The sequence below is a fragment of the Rhizobium mayense genome (assembly GCF_030272705.1).
In the GTDB taxonomy this organism is placed as follows: Bacteria; Pseudomonadota; Alphaproteobacteria; order Rhizobiales; family Rhizobiaceae; genus Rhizobium; species Rhizobium mayense.
In genome coordinates this window covers 63,759-81,467 of record NZ_JARFYM010000032.1, presented here as the reverse complement: position 1 = coordinate 81,467, position 17,709 = coordinate 63,759, and the positions used below count along the sequence as shown (strand labels likewise).

The 17,709-nt window shown below is 54.2% G+C and carries 15 protein-coding genes and 1 pseudogene; 6 read left to right on the top strand and 10 right to left on the bottom strand.

Going from position 1 to position 17,709, the window contains the following annotated elements; all coding sequences use genetic code 11:
• Positions 1 to 295: pseudogene (locus PY649_RS27790) on the top strand (hypothetical protein); the annotation flags it as partial.
• A 275-nt stretch (positions 296 to 570) separates the two neighbouring features.
• Complete coding sequence (locus tag PY649_RS27785; protein ID WP_285872114.1) at positions 571 to 1,941, top strand: hypothetical protein; 1,371 nt, start codon at positions 571 to 573, stop codon at positions 1,939 to 1,941.
• A gap of 124 nt (positions 1,942 to 2,065) precedes the next feature.
• Here PY649_RS27785 and PY649_RS27780 read toward each other — a convergent pair whose 3' ends face one another.
• The 8 genes from PY649_RS27780 to PY649_RS27745 all read right to left on the bottom strand — a co-directional run bounded on the left by PY649_RS27780 (position 2,066) and on the right by PY649_RS27745 (position 10,579).
• Complete coding sequence (locus PY649_RS27780) at positions 2,066 to 3,382, bottom strand: NAD(P)/FAD-dependent oxidoreductase (protein ID WP_285872113.1); 1,317 nt, start codon at positions 3,380 to 3,382, stop codon at positions 2,066 to 2,068.
• Positions 3,379 to 4,419 (bottom strand): lysylphosphatidylglycerol synthase transmembrane domain-containing protein, encoded by a 1,041-nt coding sequence (locus tag PY649_RS27775; protein ID WP_285872111.1) that lies wholly within the window; start codon positions 4,417 to 4,419, stop codon positions 3,379 to 3,381. Before PY649_RS27775 ends, PY649_RS27780 begins: the two co-directional genes overlap by 4 nt.
• Positions 4,419 to 5,195 (bottom strand): glucose-1-phosphate cytidylyltransferase, encoded by a 777-nt coding sequence (gene rfbF, locus PY649_RS27770; RefSeq protein WP_285872110.1) that lies wholly within the window; start codon positions 5,193 to 5,195, stop codon positions 4,419 to 4,421. The genes PY649_RS27775 and rfbF overlap by 1 nt, the downstream gene beginning before the upstream one ends.
• Before the next feature lie 13 nt (positions 5,196 to 5,208).
• Entirely contained in the window at positions 5,209 to 6,186 is a 978-nt protein-coding gene (locus PY649_RS27765; protein WP_285872108.1) for a glycosyltransferase family 2 protein, read from the bottom strand.
• Positions 6,187 to 6,208: 22 nt separating this feature from the next.
• Positions 6,209 to 7,039, bottom strand: coding sequence for an NAD-dependent epimerase/dehydratase family protein (locus PY649_RS27760; RefSeq protein ID WP_285872107.1), 831 nt, complete (start codon positions 7,037 to 7,039; stop codon positions 6,209 to 6,211).
• Positions 7,015 to 8,097: a CDP-glucose 4,6-dehydratase gene (rfbG, locus tag PY649_RS27755; RefSeq protein ID WP_285872105.1), complete on the bottom strand. Its 1,083-nt coding sequence runs from the start codon at positions 8,095 to 8,097 to the stop codon at positions 7,015 to 7,017. The genes PY649_RS27760 and rfbG overlap by 25 nt, the downstream gene beginning before the upstream one ends.
• Positions 8,098 to 8,829: 732 nt before the next feature.
• Positions 8,830 to 9,309 (bottom strand): hypothetical protein, encoded by a 480-nt coding sequence (locus PY649_RS35340; protein ID WP_490385307.1) that lies wholly within the window; start codon positions 9,307 to 9,309, stop codon positions 8,830 to 8,832.
• Positions 9,310 to 9,580: 271 nt separating this feature from the next.
• Complete coding sequence (locus tag PY649_RS27745) at positions 9,581 to 10,579, bottom strand: acyltransferase family protein (protein ID WP_285872101.1); 999 nt, start codon at positions 10,577 to 10,579, stop codon at positions 9,581 to 9,583.
• A gap of 540 nt (positions 10,580 to 11,119) precedes the next feature.
• On the opposite strand from PY649_RS27745, the gene PY649_RS27740 reads away from it, so the two are divergent.
• Entirely contained in the window at positions 11,120 to 11,350 is a 231-nt protein-coding gene (locus PY649_RS27740; protein ID WP_285872099.1) for a hypothetical protein, read from the top strand.
• Positions 11,351 to 11,445: 95 nt separating this feature from the next.
• On the opposite strand, the gene PY649_RS27735 is transcribed toward PY649_RS27740, so the two are convergent.
• Entirely contained in the window at positions 11,446 to 13,332 is a 1,887-nt protein-coding gene (locus tag PY649_RS27735) for a putative bifunctional diguanylate cyclase/phosphodiesterase (protein WP_285872117.1), read from the bottom strand.
• A 296-nt stretch (positions 13,333 to 13,628) separates the two neighbouring features.
• Between PY649_RS27735 and PY649_RS27730 the strand changes: the two genes are divergently transcribed.
• Positions 13,629 to 14,666 (top strand): class I SAM-dependent methyltransferase, encoded by a 1,038-nt coding sequence (locus PY649_RS27730; RefSeq protein ID WP_285872116.1) that lies wholly within the window; start codon positions 13,629 to 13,631, stop codon positions 14,664 to 14,666.
• Positions 14,667 to 14,791: 125 nt separating this feature from the next.
• On the opposite strand, the gene PY649_RS27725 is transcribed toward PY649_RS27730, so the two are convergent.
• A complete protein-coding gene (locus PY649_RS27725; RefSeq protein ID WP_285872097.1) occupies positions 14,792 to 16,294 on the bottom strand; it encodes a sensor domain-containing diguanylate cyclase in 1,503 nt (500 codons plus the stop codon).
• Between the two features lie 547 nt (positions 16,295 to 16,841).
• Here PY649_RS27725 and PY649_RS27720 point away from each other — a divergent pair.
• Together PY649_RS27720 and PY649_RS27715 are read left to right on the top strand one after the other, a co-directional pair.
• Positions 16,842 to 17,111: a DUF982 domain-containing protein gene (locus PY649_RS27720; RefSeq protein ID WP_285872096.1), complete on the top strand. Its 270-nt coding sequence runs from the start codon at positions 16,842 to 16,844 to the stop codon at positions 17,109 to 17,111.
• Positions 17,112 to 17,189: 78 nt separating this feature from the next.
• Entirely contained in the window at positions 17,190 to 17,660 is a 471-nt protein-coding gene (locus PY649_RS27715; protein WP_285872095.1) for an SRPBCC family protein, read from the top strand.
• Positions 17,661 to 17,709: the final 49 nt, after the last annotated feature.

The following is a 17,709-nucleotide window of genomic DNA, read 5'->3' as shown; positions in this document are numbered from 1 at the left end:
AATTTGTTCGTCCGTGAAACGGTTGCGCTTCATTCCCTGGTCCTCTCAATGGGCCAGAGCTTACTTCAAAATGGATTATTTCAACGGGGCAAGGTCACTGGTGCCGCTGCGCCGCGAGGGCCTATCGAATGCGGGGGAGATGTTTTTCGTACCGATCGTGAAGGTTGGCGACGAACAGCCTCAACCATCTCTTGGGAAGACGCCGACAATTCGCGTTAAGATTGTACGACATCTTGCCGCTGACGCGCAAATGATGGATGGAAGTGTTGCGCTGCCGGCGACAGTGCATGGATAGATGCGTCCTAGCCGGAACGGACATTTATATCTAGTGCTAGCAATTTTTGTTGCGGATCACGAAGGACTCTGTGGTATCCGAGATTCGGTTGCGTGCCGCGAAATACGGGACGCAAGGAAGCACGCTATTTCGCCTGACTGGCGCACTGGAACTTAAGTGACTTGACAATACGATCAGCATCCCTGGCTATTACTCTTACACTAGCGGCCGTTTTTGCGGGGCTCGCACTCCGGTTGCCCTATCTGCGCGTTGGTGACGGCGCCGAGTATTTTGCAATGTATCTTTCCTGGTTAACGACGCTTAAACCGTGGATGACAGACAAAGGCTGGGCTGCTTATAGCACTCTATTCGACGCCCATTCGATAGGGGGCATGGTTGGCCCTTCCGACCTTGCAAATAGTTTTCCGGCTCTCAAGGTGGGCGACACGGCGGATTTTAACCATTTTTGGCTATATAGTCTGCTTGCTGCAGTTGTCGGATTTATCCCTCACATTCTAGGTCACGATATAAATCCGGTACTTGCGTTTTCGATTTTGCATGCGCTGTTGCTGGCGGCGCCAATGATCATGGCGCAAAGGGCCTTCGGATGGATGGGCGTAGCGTCAGTCGCATTCCTATTCTTTTCGTCACCGATGATCTGGTACTTTAATAAGGTGCATAGTGAGCTTTTCACCTTTTGCTTGGTACTCGCATCGGTCATTGCATTTTGTGATCGAAAGATTCCCCTCAGCGCCCTTTTCTTAGCTATAGCATCTACGCAAAATCCGCCAATTGCCGCACCTGCTTTTTTCATGTGCGCCCATTTTCTCGCCGTAAAGAGGCTTCGCTTTACAGGCGTAGAATTCTTGCTTCTAGCGCTGACCGCAATCTTTGCTGCAATACATCCAGCCTATTACTTCTTGCGCTATCATGTATTTACACCGCAATTGCTGGCAGGCGGCGCAAGTATGGGCACCAATCTTCGATATTTCTATGTCTGGTTGGTGGATCTGGATCTGGGAATTCTTCCCGCATGGCCCGCTGGCGTCATCGCTAGTTGCCTCGGCATCTGGGTCGCATGGCGATATCCTTCCAAGTTCCCAGGCGGCCGCCTGCCATTCGCCGTCTATGCCTTCCTCTTCACTGTGATTTGCCTGTATGCACAATCAGCAACGACCAATATGAATTCCGGAGCTACTCCGGGACCAGCTCGTTACGGTCTTTGGTACATTCCTCTAGCATTTCCACTTGTGCTCGCGGCAATACGGTGGACCCATGCGGCGTACAAGGCGCGGCCAATTGCTTTTGGCTACTATATGCTGTCGCTTGTAAGCGCGTGTATCATCTTCTGGCCGGGAAGCGGTGAAAAATACGATACGCCGACACTATTGTCCTATACCGTCCAACGACTAGCGCCTCGTCTATATACGCCGCCGCCGGAAATCTACTTTGAGCGTTATTCAGGCCTCGGCGAGCGAGCGGCCTATCCGGACCTGGCTGGAGTCGTAGGTCCGAATTGTCATAGAGCGCTCATCAACCCTGTCGAAAACCCGGCCATAGCAAATGTGTCCGTGCCAGCGCGCTGCATCGATACCACGCTCCCCGAAAAGGTGCGCGCACTGGCCGCCCAAAAGCCGCCTAAGCCCGGATTTGTCGACCTGCCATGAATTGTGAATCGTCGGCGCTACGCGATCAACCGTCACTGAGGTTCCAGCTGCGGGTTTCCGAAAACTCGCCGGCTGGGATACCGATCAAATTCGGGCAGATCCGACCTTACCGGCTGACAATCGCTTACTCGGCGATTGCAAAGATCTTCGTTGCAATCGCCCGGCCCTCCCTGATCGCGTAATTCGTTCCGCGGTCTTCTGGGTAGATCTGTGCCATGGTTGATATCATAGCGTTTTCAAACGGTGTCTCATTTCCGGGAACATAATCCGAAAAGCTTCGCTCAGTGACCGGCTGTGCATATTCCGAGCGCCAAACCTTGTAATCAACGATCCAAGATTCTTCCATCGCAGGAAACATTCTCTTCAAATGCTTCAATGCGAATTGGAAATATTCCTCATCACTAAAGGCCCAAACCGGATCTTCAACAGCTAAATATCTTGAAAGATAGGCAATATGCGATCCCTCGTAGTTCTCTGGGCGATCAAAATTGGTATGTTCGATCACGCCAACAAATGGGAAGCCGGGATCGTTCACATTCAACCAATAGGTCTCCGAAAGGCTTTGCCTGAGGCGCAGGACTAGGCACATATTTCCAAGATATTTCACTTTTCGAAGCCCAGCCAGCCATTTCGGATCGGCCACGTCCTCGAACATATTTGCGATCAGCGGAAACGACGGAGTGAAAATAAACTTATTGCCGACCACATCACCTGCATCTGTTGCAAGAGCTTGAACTCTCCCGTCGCTTGCCTTCACGGCTTTTACGGAGGTGCCGAACCTAACCTCGCCGCCATGTTCGCGAATAGATTTGACCATCGCTTCCGCGAGCCTACCGAAGCCCCCCTTGAAATAGGCTAGCTCCTCGCCACCCTTGCTGTTTCTCGTACTACCACGCAGGACCAGCTTCTTCCACATCCAAACAGCGTTGACGGCTTCGGCGAAAACTGAAAACTTGGCTTTGACAAGCGGCTCCCACACAATCTTATAAACGCTACGCCCGCAAAGACTTTCAAGCCATTCGCGAATGCTCAAATGCTCAATGGACTTCCAGTCGCGAATACGGCGCACCTGAAAAACGAGCAAGCCAAGCCGCACGCGATCAATGATCGACAGCGCATTGAATCGAAGCAAATCCAATGGAGATGAAAGCCGCCATATTCGGCCATTGAAATACATTCCAGTTCTGGTAGGCAGAAGGAGGATGTCGCCTTCCATGCCAAGTTCCTTCACAAGCTCAGGAACGTAGACGTCATTGTTGAACCAATGATGATAGAATTTTTCGAGCTTTACGCCGTCGTTGAACTCGAAGGTCCCCGCGAGCCCACCGGGCGTGGAGTCTGACTCGAGAACAAGGGCCTTCTTATTCTGCTTTGCCAGGACATAAGCCGCTGTGAGCCCGGTGAATCCTGCTCCCACTATGACAACATCGTACTGACTCATATGGCTTCACTTTTCCCTATAACGGTTTCATCGGAACGAGCCGCCCTGAACAGGGCCGGACTCATCCATATCGCAACTGCGCCCGCAACGGTCGTCGGTATCCAAAGCGCTAGATGTACTAAGACGGCGTAGCTGCCAGCCAAAGCAGTGCTCCCGCCCGTCAGCGAGATCGCAAAAAAAGCAGCCAAATGAAATGGCCCGATATATCCCGGCGAAGAGGGCACCAGAGTCGACAGGGTTGCCAGCGCCATCACCAGAAGAGCAGTTGAGATTTTTGCTTCCACGCCAAAACCGAGCAGGACGAAATAAAACAAACCGGCCTCCCCAACCCAGATAAGCATCGATATTAGTATCAACTTAACCAATACGGCCGGACGAGACATGGCTTCAAAGCTTCCAAACAGACCACTGAGGCCGATTGAGACCTTCGATAGCGGACCAGACCGCGCTTCCGCCGGCGCGCGCTGCCCGAGATGATTGAAAAACTGCGCAAGGTTGCCGCTGAAGAGAAAGCCGAGTGAAAGCACAAGTCCGCCGACCACCGCCATGAGGACGGCCGTTTCAATGAGAGACGGCGGAATTGCTGCGGCGGTGGCGGCAGCGAGGCCAAGTGTCAGACAGAGGAGCAACGTCATCAGATCAATGAGCCGCTCCATGACCAGACTACTGGCAGCCGTCGTCTTGGCCGCACCCATTGCTTTGGGAAAAACAAGGGCGCGAACAACATCGCCAAGCCGCAGAGGCAATATATTGTTCAGAGTGATGGAACCAAGAAAAGGTGCGGCGCAGTTTTCAAATGTTGCGGCAACACCGGCCGCACGAAGCATGATCGACCAGCGCAATATTCTAAGCGCGTAATCCGCCGCCAGCGAGGCGATGCCGAACACAAGATAGACCCATCGGAAATGCTCGATTGCATCCAATACGTCCTTGGCATTTATCTGCCAGGCAATTGCACCAATGCAAATCAGCGTAATTCCGGCGCCGACGACATGGCGGACCCATGCCAGTTTATTTCCGTTCGCTACCTTGGCCATTAATCAGTCCACACGCGCCAGGGGGCTTTGTTCTGCGACCAAAGGCCCTCGAGCTCCCTTTTGTCCCTCAGCGTGTCGCATGGCTGCCAGAAGCCGCTATGGTGGAATGCGCAAAGCTGGCCGTCCCGTGCCAGATTAGATAGGGGTTCGCGCTCCCAGGACGTCGAGTCGCCGCCGATATAGGCGATGGCGGATGGTTCGAGTATAAAGAAGCCGCCATTGATCCATCCGATCTCATCGCTTGGCTTTTCCTCGAAGCTCGTAACACAGTGCGCTTGGTCTATGTTGAGAACGCCAAACCGGCCCGGCGGCTGCACAGCCGCGACCGTCGCGATCTTTCCGTGGTTACGGTGGAATTCAATCTCCGCCCGAAGATCGATATTGGCCACCCCATCTCCGTAAGTCATGCAGAAGGTTTCATCACCGAGATACGAGGCGATGCGCTTCAGCCGACCGCCCGTCATCGTTTCGGCACCAGTGTCCACCAGTGTGATGTTCCAATTTTCGGACTGGCTATTGAGGATCTTATGATCGCCGACTCCGAGATCGATGATCATGTCCGACATATGCCGGTGGTAATTGAAGAAGAACTCCTTGATCACGTACCCCTTGTAACCGAGACAGACAATGAAATCATTGATCCCATGATGAGAATAGATCTTCATTATATGCCAAAGGAGCGGACGCCCGCCGATTTCAACCATAGGCTTCGGCTTCGTATCCGATTCCTCAGCGATACGAGTGCCCAGACCTCCGGCTAGTATTACCGCTTTCATAGAACTTTCGCTCCTACAATTTGAGTTCCGATGCCCGGAAATTCAGACTCCGCTCAACGATCGCAACCGGTTCCGCGCGCAAAATGAGATATATTCTCAGAAGGTATTCGCCGATAATGCCCAAGAGGAAGGCATTCAACCCAATGCCAAAGAGAACAAGGATGTGGATACTTGCCAGACCCTGGGGGAGTTCGGGGTGAAGGATACGGAACACCACGTAATAAATCGCGCCAAGCAAACTCGCCGCCAATATGATGCCTCCTAGGAAGGAAGCGGCGCGCAAGGGTACTGTGGAATGGTTCAAAACCGCAGTCATGCCCAAGCGGATCAAGCGCGTGACGTTGAATTTACTCTGACCTGCAACTCGCGCATCCCTGTCATAAGCAAGGCCCGTTTGGGCGAAACCAAGACCGGCGATCATTCCCCGCAAATAAGGGTGCGGTGATTTGATCTTCGCAAGTGACTCTATGACTTTCCTGTCGATCAAGCGAAAATCACCGACATCCCGGGGTATTGGATGCTCACTCAATTTGTCGATGAACCAATAGCCGAAACGCCGGAAGCCGGAGATGAGAATATTTTCCGGGCGACTGCGTCGCACGCCATAAACGACCTGATAACCCTGTTGCCACAACTTAAAAAAAGCTTCGAGCATCTCGGGAGGATCTTGTAAGTCCGCGTCAATTTGCATGACTGCGTCGCCCCGAGTATGCAGGTAGTTGGCAAGTATGGAGCGCTGAAATCCGAAATTCTTGGAAAACCGTATCGCCTTGATCCGCCGGTCATCGCGGGCCAGTTCGGAGAGTACGGCCCAGGTTTCATCACTCGAATGATTGTCCGAGAATACGAATTCCAGGTCGCATTTTTCCTCCATTTTAGCGGCAACCGCCGCCAATCGGGCATAGAGTGACCGAAGGTTCCCTTCTTCATTCAGAACGGGAATCGAAATCGAGATTAGCGGTTTCTCTCTTATAACTACACTTTCGGTCATAATAGTTCCGGCGAAGATCAAGCTAGCAATTCTCTATGTATTTGACGATGGCTGGCAAAGCATCTCTAAATTTGACATTTGCCAGGAAATCAGGCCGATCGAATGACGTGTCATAGTTTTCCTCCGCTGGCTCCGGCCGCGCTCCTATCTTGAGCAGATCCTTTTCGCCGAAAGCGGAAAATAACGTCGTAGCGATCTCTCGCAAGGTTACCGGGCGACCATGATTGAGGTCGACGACTCCCGCTCGCCAGTTTTCAGCAAGACGATATACGGCGTCGGCATCGTCGTCGAAATGATGATATTCGCGCAATTGCTCCCCGAGCGTCATCTCGAAGGGCGATCGAGTGCGCAGCGAATGAAGTATCTGTCCCAGGAACATAAAGGAAGACGGCCGTCCCAATCCGTATAAGGTATGCAATCTCACATGCGCGACACGCTGGTTGATCTCGGCAGTTTCCGCGACATAGCGGCCCAGGGTAACCTTGCTTTGAACGTATCGATTGCCCTGTGACAACAATCTTTCCATTATCGTGCCGAAAGTGACAACACGGATTCCGAGTGTGGCAGCCCCTTCGATGAGGTTCTTGGGCAGATGATAGTTGACCTTCAAGATCTCCTCCTCGCCTGCCAGAGGATCAAGCAATCCGGAAACCACAAATATCGTTGAGTTACTGCCTTCCCAAGGCTTGAAATATTCGCAAATAGCGCCGGCAGAATTCGACATCCACCAATTTTGATAGACCTCACGTCGCGGCGCCATCGTCTCGGCGTCGCCATACCGCGCGGCGATTGCGCGCCCTAGTCGCCCCGTCCCTCCGATAACAAAGATCATTGTGTGATCTTCTCGCGCCACGCATTGATTTGCTTCAACGTTATTTCCACGACATTGGCGGGATTGTCATAAAATTGCCGATACCAGGACGCCGTCTCTCTGACGACTTGTTCCGTAGTCCAGGGCGGATTCCAACCGAGTTGGTTTCGAGCAAGCGTACTATCCAGGGCCAAGGCCCGAGCTTCGGGCAATGGATCATCCATAAAGGCAAGATCAGGCCGCTTCCAAGCATCCGACATCAAGGTCAGCACATCCCGAACAGTGTACTGCCTGACATCCTGCGGACCCAGGTTCCAGGCCTTAGCAAAGTTTGCAGGGTTCGCCGAGACCAAACCTGCCATGATGAGAATATATCCATACGCCAGCGCCAGCACATGCTGCCAGGGCCTCGTCGCTTCCGGATACCTGAGCGTCAATCGATCATTGTTGACAACAGCGCGAACAAAGTCGGGAATAAGCCTATCCTCGGACCAATCGCCACCCCCGATTATGTTGCCACCACGGGCGGTAGCGACCGCAGGACCTTTACCAAGATTGCTTGGAAAAGATGCTGCATAGCTTTGGATCACCATTTCAGCCGCCGCTTTCGAGGCGCTGTAAGGGTCCTTGCCGCCAAGGGGGTCGTTCTCACGATAAGGCCAAGGCCATTCATTGTTTTTGTAGACCTTGTCGGTAGTGATGCAAAGAACGCCTTGAACGCTCTTCACCGTTCGCGCGGCCTCCAGCACATTTGCCGTGCCTTGCGCATTCACCAGAAACGTCCGAAGCGGCTCGGCATAAGAACGCCTGACCAAGGGTTGAGCAGCAAGATGAAGGATCAAATTTGGCTCAAGGCGCGAAACTGCTTCATGAAATAGACTTTGGTCACATATATCCCCGAACGTAGTCTCTTCGGCGCTTCCGATCGCGTCAAAAAGAGATGGCGACGTTTCAGGCGGCAAAGAATAGCCTCGTACATCCGCGCCGATTGCCTTCAACCACAGGCAAACCCAGCCGCCTGTAAAGCCAGTATTGCCGGTGACCAGTATCCGTTTTCCAACCAACGCTTCTTCGAAGGGAGCCAGCTTGTCGATCAGCATAGGAAATCAACCCTGAGATTTTTTGCTCCCCGTGGCCCTAACGCAGGACGGTCGGAGAGCATCGCCATTTGTCGCTGGGTTTCTAGTTGGCGACCAGCGCGATGTCGAGCGCTAAAGGGTGCGAAGCCTGGCAAAATCCTATTCTTTCCCGCGACTCTCGTCTCGCAATGTTTTTTCCGCCAGATGTGAGCATATTTGGGGCCGTTGTTGCCGCCACTATAGCTACGACAAAGCTTTCTGAGAAAAGCGGCATTCCTCATGTTCCTTTAACATGAGATAGAATTGTTCCATTGAGATCGATATTTCTTCCGCCCTTTCCCGCAAAATTCGAATTACTTCAAATCAAACTAACATTATTACCTGAACTATTGGCGACTATTCCGCGAACCCCCAACTAAATCTTCTTGCCGGCGCACATATAGCGGCGATGGAATACTTTCCAGGCGACCTGCCGGTGGCCAGCTGATGCGATCAGCCTGGCGCCCCAGCGCCATCGTCCATCAATTCGCGCAGACACACCGCTTTAAATGTCAGGATTGTGCCAACCTTGGACGCCATCCACGGATATTGCGAGGCGACCGCGGTTCCATAGTTATTTTTGCGCTAAGAAAGTCCGGCGCTGAAAGCTGCGCGAATTGTCACTTGCGTCAGACTCGACACTCTTCCAACGTCCGGAGACATCGCAGCAGGCCGATCCGGAAACAGCGCCCGCCCCCGGCGCCCATAGCCAAATCATTGCATCCCGCACAAATTCGACAGCCGTATCTGCGCCCAATTGCGCAGAAATTCCTGTGTTTGTGGCAGGCCTGACAGGAGTTCGCCGGCTTTGCCACTGATATTGATATCCGAATCCGTTATCCTGCATGCGCCGATATCCATCGTCACCGTCGCCACGACCTTGCCGTCCAGTGGTGATAATTGCTGGAAGGATTCCGAACTCGATCCGCAGGTCAGAGATACGTTTGCGGTGATCGAAACGCCGTTGGGAGCCGTGCAGAAATCGACGGCGGTGACTTCAAGTCTCCTGGTGCGATTTGGTCCTGCGGGCATCTGTTCGCATAGCTTTGCACTAGAAATTATTGAAGCTATTTGTCGCCATTCCGGGCTTTTCAAAGCTGACCAACAGCCAGCCGAAGCAAAATCGGACAATAACGGAAACAAGCCTGCGGAAATACAGCCTATTCCCGCAAATCTGACAAATCGGTCTCTCATGTGACCGCTCTCAATATTTTTGTAGCATTGAATGTTACATGGATTTTGCGTTGCATTCAACCATAGAAGCTTTGAAAACACTATCATAGGTTTTCGCCCCTGTTTGTCTTGCGCTGTCGATAATGCTGAACAACCTCAATTTTCGGTGCGTCGGACCCCATCAATAGGATCAGGGCGCAAAGACTGCCCTGCTCAACAGGTCGCCGCCGCGCACTCGCCCTTTCTCCATCCGCACTCCACGCACCAGACTTTAGCCTCGTAACGTCGACTGCTATTCGGGCACTGTCTTTGTTCGAGACGGGCGCATCAGTCGAAGCATCGGGCGTTCGATGAGGATGTAGCAAACCAGGGAAAGTCCCAGCGAGCCGGCCACGACGAGCAAGGGAAGCGCCAGGTGCGGTACCCCGATGCGCAACAGGATCGCGGTCACCACGACAGCGGTGAGCACATGCCAGATATAAATTGAGTAGGAGGCGTCCCCCAGGAAGTGCATGACCGCCAGCTCCGGCGAACCTCGCTCTCGTTCGGCAAAAACCGCGCCCAATATCAGAAGAGCGGCCGCCACGCCCCAGCGAAGGGAGCGATCGAGATCGGTCAGCCAAGCACTGATCAGCAGCAAAACAAACCCGCCTACCATCAAAGCCACAGCGATATGAAAAGGAATTCTGAAACTCGATGTCCATAGGCGCGCGATGATGACGCCCGCCGCGAACTCTAGAATCATCGGCGCGGCAAAAACGCGCGCATAGCTGAAAGGCATCTGGGAATGCGCGACAACGATCAGAACCAAAGCCATCATCAAAAAACAAAATCGATTGAACTCTGAAAGCAGCAACGAAATGGAAAAGATGAGGTAAAAGAACATCTCATAGGACAAGGTCCAACCCTGCACCACGACGGGATGCAATGCGTCATCCTTGATAAGAGGCAGGAAAAACAGCGAGCCGATAAAATTCGTAGCACTCGGATCCGAGTCGAAAAAGAACAGTGGCTTCGCTATGATCACAACAGCCGTCACGATCGTCGCAATCCAGTATATCGGCACTATTCTCGAAATTCTCCGCGACATAAACTGCCGCGGGCTCATCAATTTTCCCTGTGTCGTGACCCACATAATGAAGCCGCTGATCACGAAAAAAATATCGACACCGGAAGCTCCGATCTTGAATCCAAGGCCGTATGTCTCACTGACGTGAAAGAAGACGACGGAAATCGCCGCCACGGCCCGCAGATACTGAATGCTCTTGATCTGGCTATAACTTTTCAACATGCCGCCTGAAAATCCTCTTCGACTCATCAGGCGGGATCAGAAACGATGCTCCTGTCTCGCCTCAAATGAACAAACGTTCCATGGTGCTGACATCGACCGAACGCCATCAATCATGGCGAAGATCGTGCAACAGTAAGAGGAGCCACTTTGGCATTTCAATGAACACGCATGAAATCGACAGACGGATACGAAAGCTGGCCGATCGTGATGCCTTGAAACCAGCAGTCCAACGATCCAGCCACCGGCAATTCGTAGCAGGTGGCTATCGCCGCCGTCGTCTGCCGATTTCATGTTCGGATGCTACGCCGCTCGATTCGACCGTACAAGCGGGTCTATGGGCTATGCGTAGCTAACCCTCTACTCTAATATGATAATGTTATAACTCTCAGTTGCTCTTGTGGCGCGGTATTGCGGCCAGAGAGGGAGTGATAATGTTCGCGGTGAGGCGCAGGAGCAAGCCAACGCGGATTTCGTCGATAAATAGACCGGTCTCTCACAAGATTGATCCGGACTGCTGCTCCACAACAAAGGATCTAGCTGATGAGCGTTACCTGCCCGATCTGTGAAGCTGAAGCCGCGGAAAAGCTGCCGCGCGTAAGCGACCACGTCGAGATCATCTGCCCGATGTGCCTTCGTTTCGGCATAACCACGTCTGCGCTATCCATCGTTTACCATCGATTGCCAGAGGATCGACATGCGGCTCTCTATCAAGCCAGAGCAATTGCCGCACAGGAGGATAAGACACCGCTCATCACTGCTGAGATGTTCTGAATATCTCGTCCCAGGGAATCAGAGCAATCATTGCATCTGCAAGACACTCAGGCCGCTATGGCCTGAGTGTCTTGCAGACTGCTCGCTGTGAGGTGCTATGCGGTGAGCGCCAACAGATCTGCACTCACCGGCCTGCCCAGATGAAACCCTTGGACTCGGTCGATGCTGAGGTTCTGGAGGACGGACATTTGAGCCTCGGTCTCCACGCCTTCCACGAGGATCGTGTTCCCGCGGTTGCGTATCAGCGCGACCATGTCTTGCAACATCGTCAGCCCACGCTCGTCCGAACAATCATGCAGGAAGGTTCGGTCAACCTTGACAGTATGGAACTCGATTGCCCGGAGCCACGACAATCCAGCATAACCAGAGCCGAAGTCATCCAACCAAATTTCAACGCCAAGCGCCTGGAGATCGGCGAGACACTGCAGCACCTCGGGTTGCATCTCCATATCCAAGCCCTCGGTGATTTCCAACGCAAGCCGGGACCCGGAGACTCGGGTTTCCTCTAGGATAGCTGCAACGCTCATGGCGAAACCGGGAGATCTGAGCTGCACCGGAGAGACATTCACGCTGACTGTCGCCATGCGGTCGGACGCCAGGATGTCCTGACATGCCGTCTTGATCGCCCAACGGCCCAATTCGACGATAGATCCAGTCCGCTCCGCTATGGGGATGAAGACACTCGGCGGCACGGAGGTTCCATCGGGCAGACGAAGCCGCATCAAAGCCTCGACGGCCTTCATCTGGCCGTCCCTGAGATCGAATATCGGTTGATAGACCAGCGATACCAGCCTCCGATCGATGGCGGCCGCCAGCAGCGGCACCAATTTTCCAGCATCCTCGTTCGGACGCCGCAGTGTCGGATCGAATGTTCGAACGCAGTTGCGGCCGGAAGCTTTTGCGTTGTAGAGCGCAAGGTCGGCCTCACGCACGAGCCATTCCACCTTCGCTCCCGATCGTTCGCTGATCAAAGCAACACCGACACTCACCGTTACGAACTGTGTATCGTCCGGCCGCTCTTCATGCCTGATTGCGAGTGCCTCGACCTGGTGTCGAATTTCCCCCGCTATGTAGGTTGCTTCATGCTGCGCCTTTAAAGGCATGACGGCGATGAATTCCTCGCCGCCATACCGACCGATAATCCCTTCGTGACGCTCGACTAGTTTCTGAAGCGTCGTAGCGATGACGGTCAGACATCGGTCACCTTCCTGATGGCCGTAGCGATCGTTGAAGCGCTTGAAGAAATCGACGTCGATAAGGATGACAGAGAATTCGCTGCCGTCGTTTTTCCAAGCGTTCCAGCACTGATCCAGCCGTCGATCGATCGCGCGTCTGTTCTCGATGCCTGTGAGGTAATCAGTGTGGGAAAGACGCAGCAAGGCCTTTCCGCGCTCGGCCGCCTCCCAATGCTGATGGCGGGCTTCCGTCGCATTCAAGAACACGTTGTGGCGCTCAACATTCAGGCGCCAGTTCACGAACGACGTGAATACAAAACAGGAGATGTAAAACAGTCCAAAGGCGAGCTGGTACACCGGTGTCGATGGAAAGAAACCGTAGAGCGCCACAAAAAACACGGCCAACACCGTGCCGGAGGTCAGGACGGATAGGCGAAACGAGAAGCTGAAGAACAGGTTCGCGCCCATCATAAAAATCGCGCCGAAGATCATGTAGTACGACATGCTCGTCACATATTTTGTCGTGACGGCCGGGCAAAGCCAGGCGACGTAGCCTAAGATCAGCGCCAAAGCGCAGGTGCCGTCCAGCCAAATGGTCTTCGCCTTCGCCAGCCTCAAAATCTCAAAGGCCATGAGCACGATGGCCCCAGTAGCAAACCGCAGGGCGATCGTCAGCGGCGCGACATCCGCAATGAGCCAAACGTCAGGGACGGCAAAGGCGACGTAGACGACAACTGCCATCCACAAGCCGCGATGCGTGGATTGCCGCCGGGCGAGATCATTTTCCGCGGCATAGGCAGCCCTCATCTCCAAGAGGGAGCCACGGAAGTTTTCAGTCGGCACAGCGCAGTCCGCATCCGCAAAAGAGGCCTTTGCGAGATTTGCAGATGCAATCCGTTCTGAAGACATTCCTTCATAGAACATGCGGCGACGCCCTCCGAGCATTGCTGCCGATGAACCTGGGCTCACCGCTTCCAAACTTCCGTTCGTCTTAACCGCGAGTTTTTGCTCGCATTACTAGAAATACCCTCTTGACGGGCAAAATCCAATCGCGTTCTGTCATCCCCATATTCGTGGTTAATGTTGCGTCAACGGAGTTCATAATGGCACAAAGCTTTAAGTTCGATGGCGAGAGTCTCATTGCACCTGGACAGATTTTTAGCCCGATAAAGCCAGACGACCTTTCCCCTTCGGATCAGATGATAACGGCCAAGGCGGAACTTGCTCTTACACTCGATTTATCGCTTCAACAGTTCCGATCCAACGTGGAACCTCATGCGATCGTGAGCCGACTGTCTCAGGCAATGCATCAGATCCGTCGCCGATTCGATGCCAACATATGGAGCGAAATAGCCTTCCTTGCGCAGAACCATGCCGTAGCTCAATTCCTGCTTCAGGATCCGTTCACGCGATGGTCTTTCGATAAGCCGCGCGGCTATTCGGGCGACGCGCATCTGCTCGACTTCATCTATGGTCATGCCGAAGCGGAGGCAGAGATCGGGGCCTCCACCGAGCTGGGCAGAACGATATACGAATACACCAAAAACGCTTCCTCCTCCGTTGCCGTGAGAGAGCGCCGCGACATCCTTGCACGACGGGTGGACGAACACGCCAAGGATCGACCGGGCTCGGCCGAAATCCTCGCGGTGGCGTCAGGCCATCTTCGAGAAGCGGCGATGTCGACTGCGCTCAAGGAAAGAAGAATCAAGCGCTGGATCGCACTCGATCAGGACCCGCTGAGCGTTGGGACGGTTGCCCGCGACTTTGCAGGAACCTGCGTCGAAGCCGTGGATGGCTCGGTTAAAAGCTTGCTTTCCAACAAGCACGCTTTGGGTCGTTTCGACTACATTTATGCTGCGGGCCTCTATGATTATCTGACGTTTCCCGTCGCCGCCAGACTGACGCGCAAATGCATTGAGATGCTCAAGCCCGGCGGCTCCTTCCTGTTTGCGAACTTCTCGCAAGAAATCGAAGTGGACGGTTACATGGAAGCGTTCATGAGTTGGCCTCTCCTCCTGCGTTCGGAAGGCGACATGCTCATGATCGCCGACGCGAGCACCCGCAATGCGGAGACAAAAACATCCGTCTGGTTTGGGAAAAACCGCAATATCATTTATTGCGAAATTGCAAAGGCAGCCTAGGCGTTAGGTACACCTCAATCCGCGGCGCTCGCGTTCGCCAATCGACGGCATTCGGATCACCGATCACTTTGGTGACCCGGCCGATTTTAAGATCGGCGACCACGACTAGATTTCGGCGTGCGGCATCAGTTGCTTGCGAAGACGGAAGACGACGCGCCGCTATGCTCGTCGCCGGGCGCCGAAGCTGAACAATCCCCAGCGCAGCGAGCCGCCTGCGAAGCACGCTTCTGATCGTACATCAGAATATCCGCGCGCTTCACGACACTTTCCATCGCCTCGCCGGGCTCGCTCGTCGCAACGCCGATCGAGACACTCAAAGGTGCGTTCGAATAAAACTGATTGTTGATCTTCAGCACTTCGTGGATCGTCTCCACCATGGCAAATGCCACCTGCCTATCCGCGCCTGGCAGCAGGATGGCAAATTCGTCGCCGCCGATGCGCGCGGCATGGTTGGGTTGCGAGACGACACCGTTCAGAACTTCGCCGAACCGGCGCAAAAGTGCGTCGCCAGCATCGTGGCCGAGAGTGTCGTTTGCGTCCTTCAGGCCGTTAAGGTCCATGACGATTACGGAGACAGGCCGAAGCGTCTTTCGTTCGAGGCGATTGAGTTCATCCATGTAGAACGCGCGATTATGAAGTTTTGTCAGCACATCGTGCTTGCCAAGATATTCAAGATACGCCTCCGCCTTCTTGCGCGCCGTGATATCGGTCAAGGCGACCTGAACACGCAGCCAATTGCTCTCGTAGCCTGGGAAAACCGCGAAGTGGAGAAGGATGTGGCGAACCGTCCCGTCGAGCGCGTAGTTGACCACCTCTCTGTGATGAAACAGGTTTCCGTTCCAAAGCTCCATCAGCTGCTCACGAAACGGCTTTTCCATTTCATCACGGAAAACATCCCCGAGATGCTGGAGGAGCGTTTGCCGATCAGGCGCGCAAAAGAGATCCAGCGTCGCCTGGTTGACGTCGATGACCTTGATCTCGCTCATGCACTGCAGGACGAATTCGGGGTGAACGTCTGTGAATGTGCGGAAGTCGGTAATCCCCTGCTCGCGAACATCGTCGATGAGCATCTTGATGCCGCTAAAATCCTCTATCCAAAGAGAGACGGGCGAATGTTCGAAGATGCCTTCTGCATAACGTCGATTGATTATTTCTCCACGTCGGGCGTTCTCGCGCGCCGTCACATCTTCAGTCGTCAGCAGGACTTTTCCGAGCGACTTCTCGAAACCAGGGAGCACAGAGCCGCGCAACTGGATGTCCAGCCGCTTGCCGGAAACCGTGTAGTTCACCGTGGCGCTGCTGAAATCCGTCTTGCCGTCCCATAGATCGGAAAGCTCGTTTACATGCGTCTCGAGCATGTCGTCACGAAAAACATTCGAGAGATTGGCAGTGAGATGGTCAAGGCTGTCCGCCTCGAAAAGCTCTAGCGTCTTGCGATTGACGCTCAAAACCCTAATCCGCCGTGAACATTCGGCTACCCGGCTCAAATCCTCACGCAAGAATGCGCTGATGTCATGGACGCCCTCAGCACGCCACTGATCGAACAGCGCCTTCACCTCGCTGAAATCCTCGATCCACATCGCGATGGGTGCGAGCTCAAAGATGTCGGATTCAAACGCGTCGCTCATGGGCATGTCCATCCTGTCCGTATCTGTCTTCGCGGCACGTCCGTTTGCCGATCGCCAAATACCCACGCAAATCTTGCTCGGTTCCAGCACGCCACCCACTCTCGACCAGCTAGCGAAACGCGAGTACCGATGGACGAAAGGGCTTACTGTTCTTCGACGTGGCGTCAAGCCGAGTTTCAGCATTTTTCGATAGATGCGGATCACTTCCACCATTTGCAGCACGCATAGCGGATAACGCTGCAGCATAAGCCTGTCAGATTCGTCACCATGACTGGCTCATGGGTCTTCACACGAGCGGCCACGCGCCACGCTCCTTGACGAATGTTCGAACATCCTATCGAGCGACACAGAGCGCAGAATTTTGGGCAGTCGCACCGTCTCGACGCAAGCCCACCGGCGATATCTCGCACCGCGATGAACACCTTCGCCAACAATATGCAGCCTTAGATGGCGGAACATTACGGCGATCCATGCGTAGACTGTCCAAGATCGCTACTATAGCTTTCCTCCGCCGCCGCGCCCGATCAACGGAAGTATTATAGTCGGAATGTACGACCGAGTCTGGACCAAGCCCGTTAGTGTCGATCTTCCCGAAATCGGCCGGGTCGTCATTTCCACCGCACGAGAGGCTGCGGACTGCTTGTTGGACTATTGGCCAGAGGATCACAGCCACGCCTACGACGAAGCCTTGCGCATCTGCCTGGAAGTCTACGAAGGAAATGAGATGCCCGAGGCGGCGCGGGAGGCGTTTATCCGGGCTGCTAGGACGGTGGCGGTTCCCGTGATATTTATGGAACCGCGCCGAGGCAGCAAATAAACATTGCATTCCGCCACCGTGCGCTCTGGGGACAGATCGGCCGAATGTGTCGAAAACCAGATTTGCGGGGGGATGACAATGACAACGGAAAGCTCTGATCTCACCATTTCCCGGTTTATCGGCGCGCCGCGCTCTGCCGTGTGGAAGGCATGGAGCGACCGCAGACATTTCGAACGATGGTGGATTCCCGCGCCTTTGCAATGCAAGGTGATCAAACTGGACCTGCACCCTGGCGGCGGCTTGGAGACACTGATGCGCGAAGGCGATGGTGTATTCGAGCCGCACGTCGAGGGCTGCTTCCTCGAGGTCGTGCCCGAGCAGCGCCTGATCTTCACCACATCGCTCACCGAAGGCTGGCGCCCCGCTGAACCGTGGCTGGCGATTACGGCGATCATGACATTGATGCCCGAAGGCGCCGGCACTCGCTACATGGCTCACGTGCTGCACAAGAGTCCGGCCGAAGGTAAGCGGCATGAAGAACTCGGTTTTTACAGCGGATGGGGCGCCACAATCGATCAATTGGCTGAGGTGGCGGAACGGCTGGTCTGACTACGGGCCGCACCCTTTTGGGGCGCAGCCGCTCAAAGGCCTGAGCGTT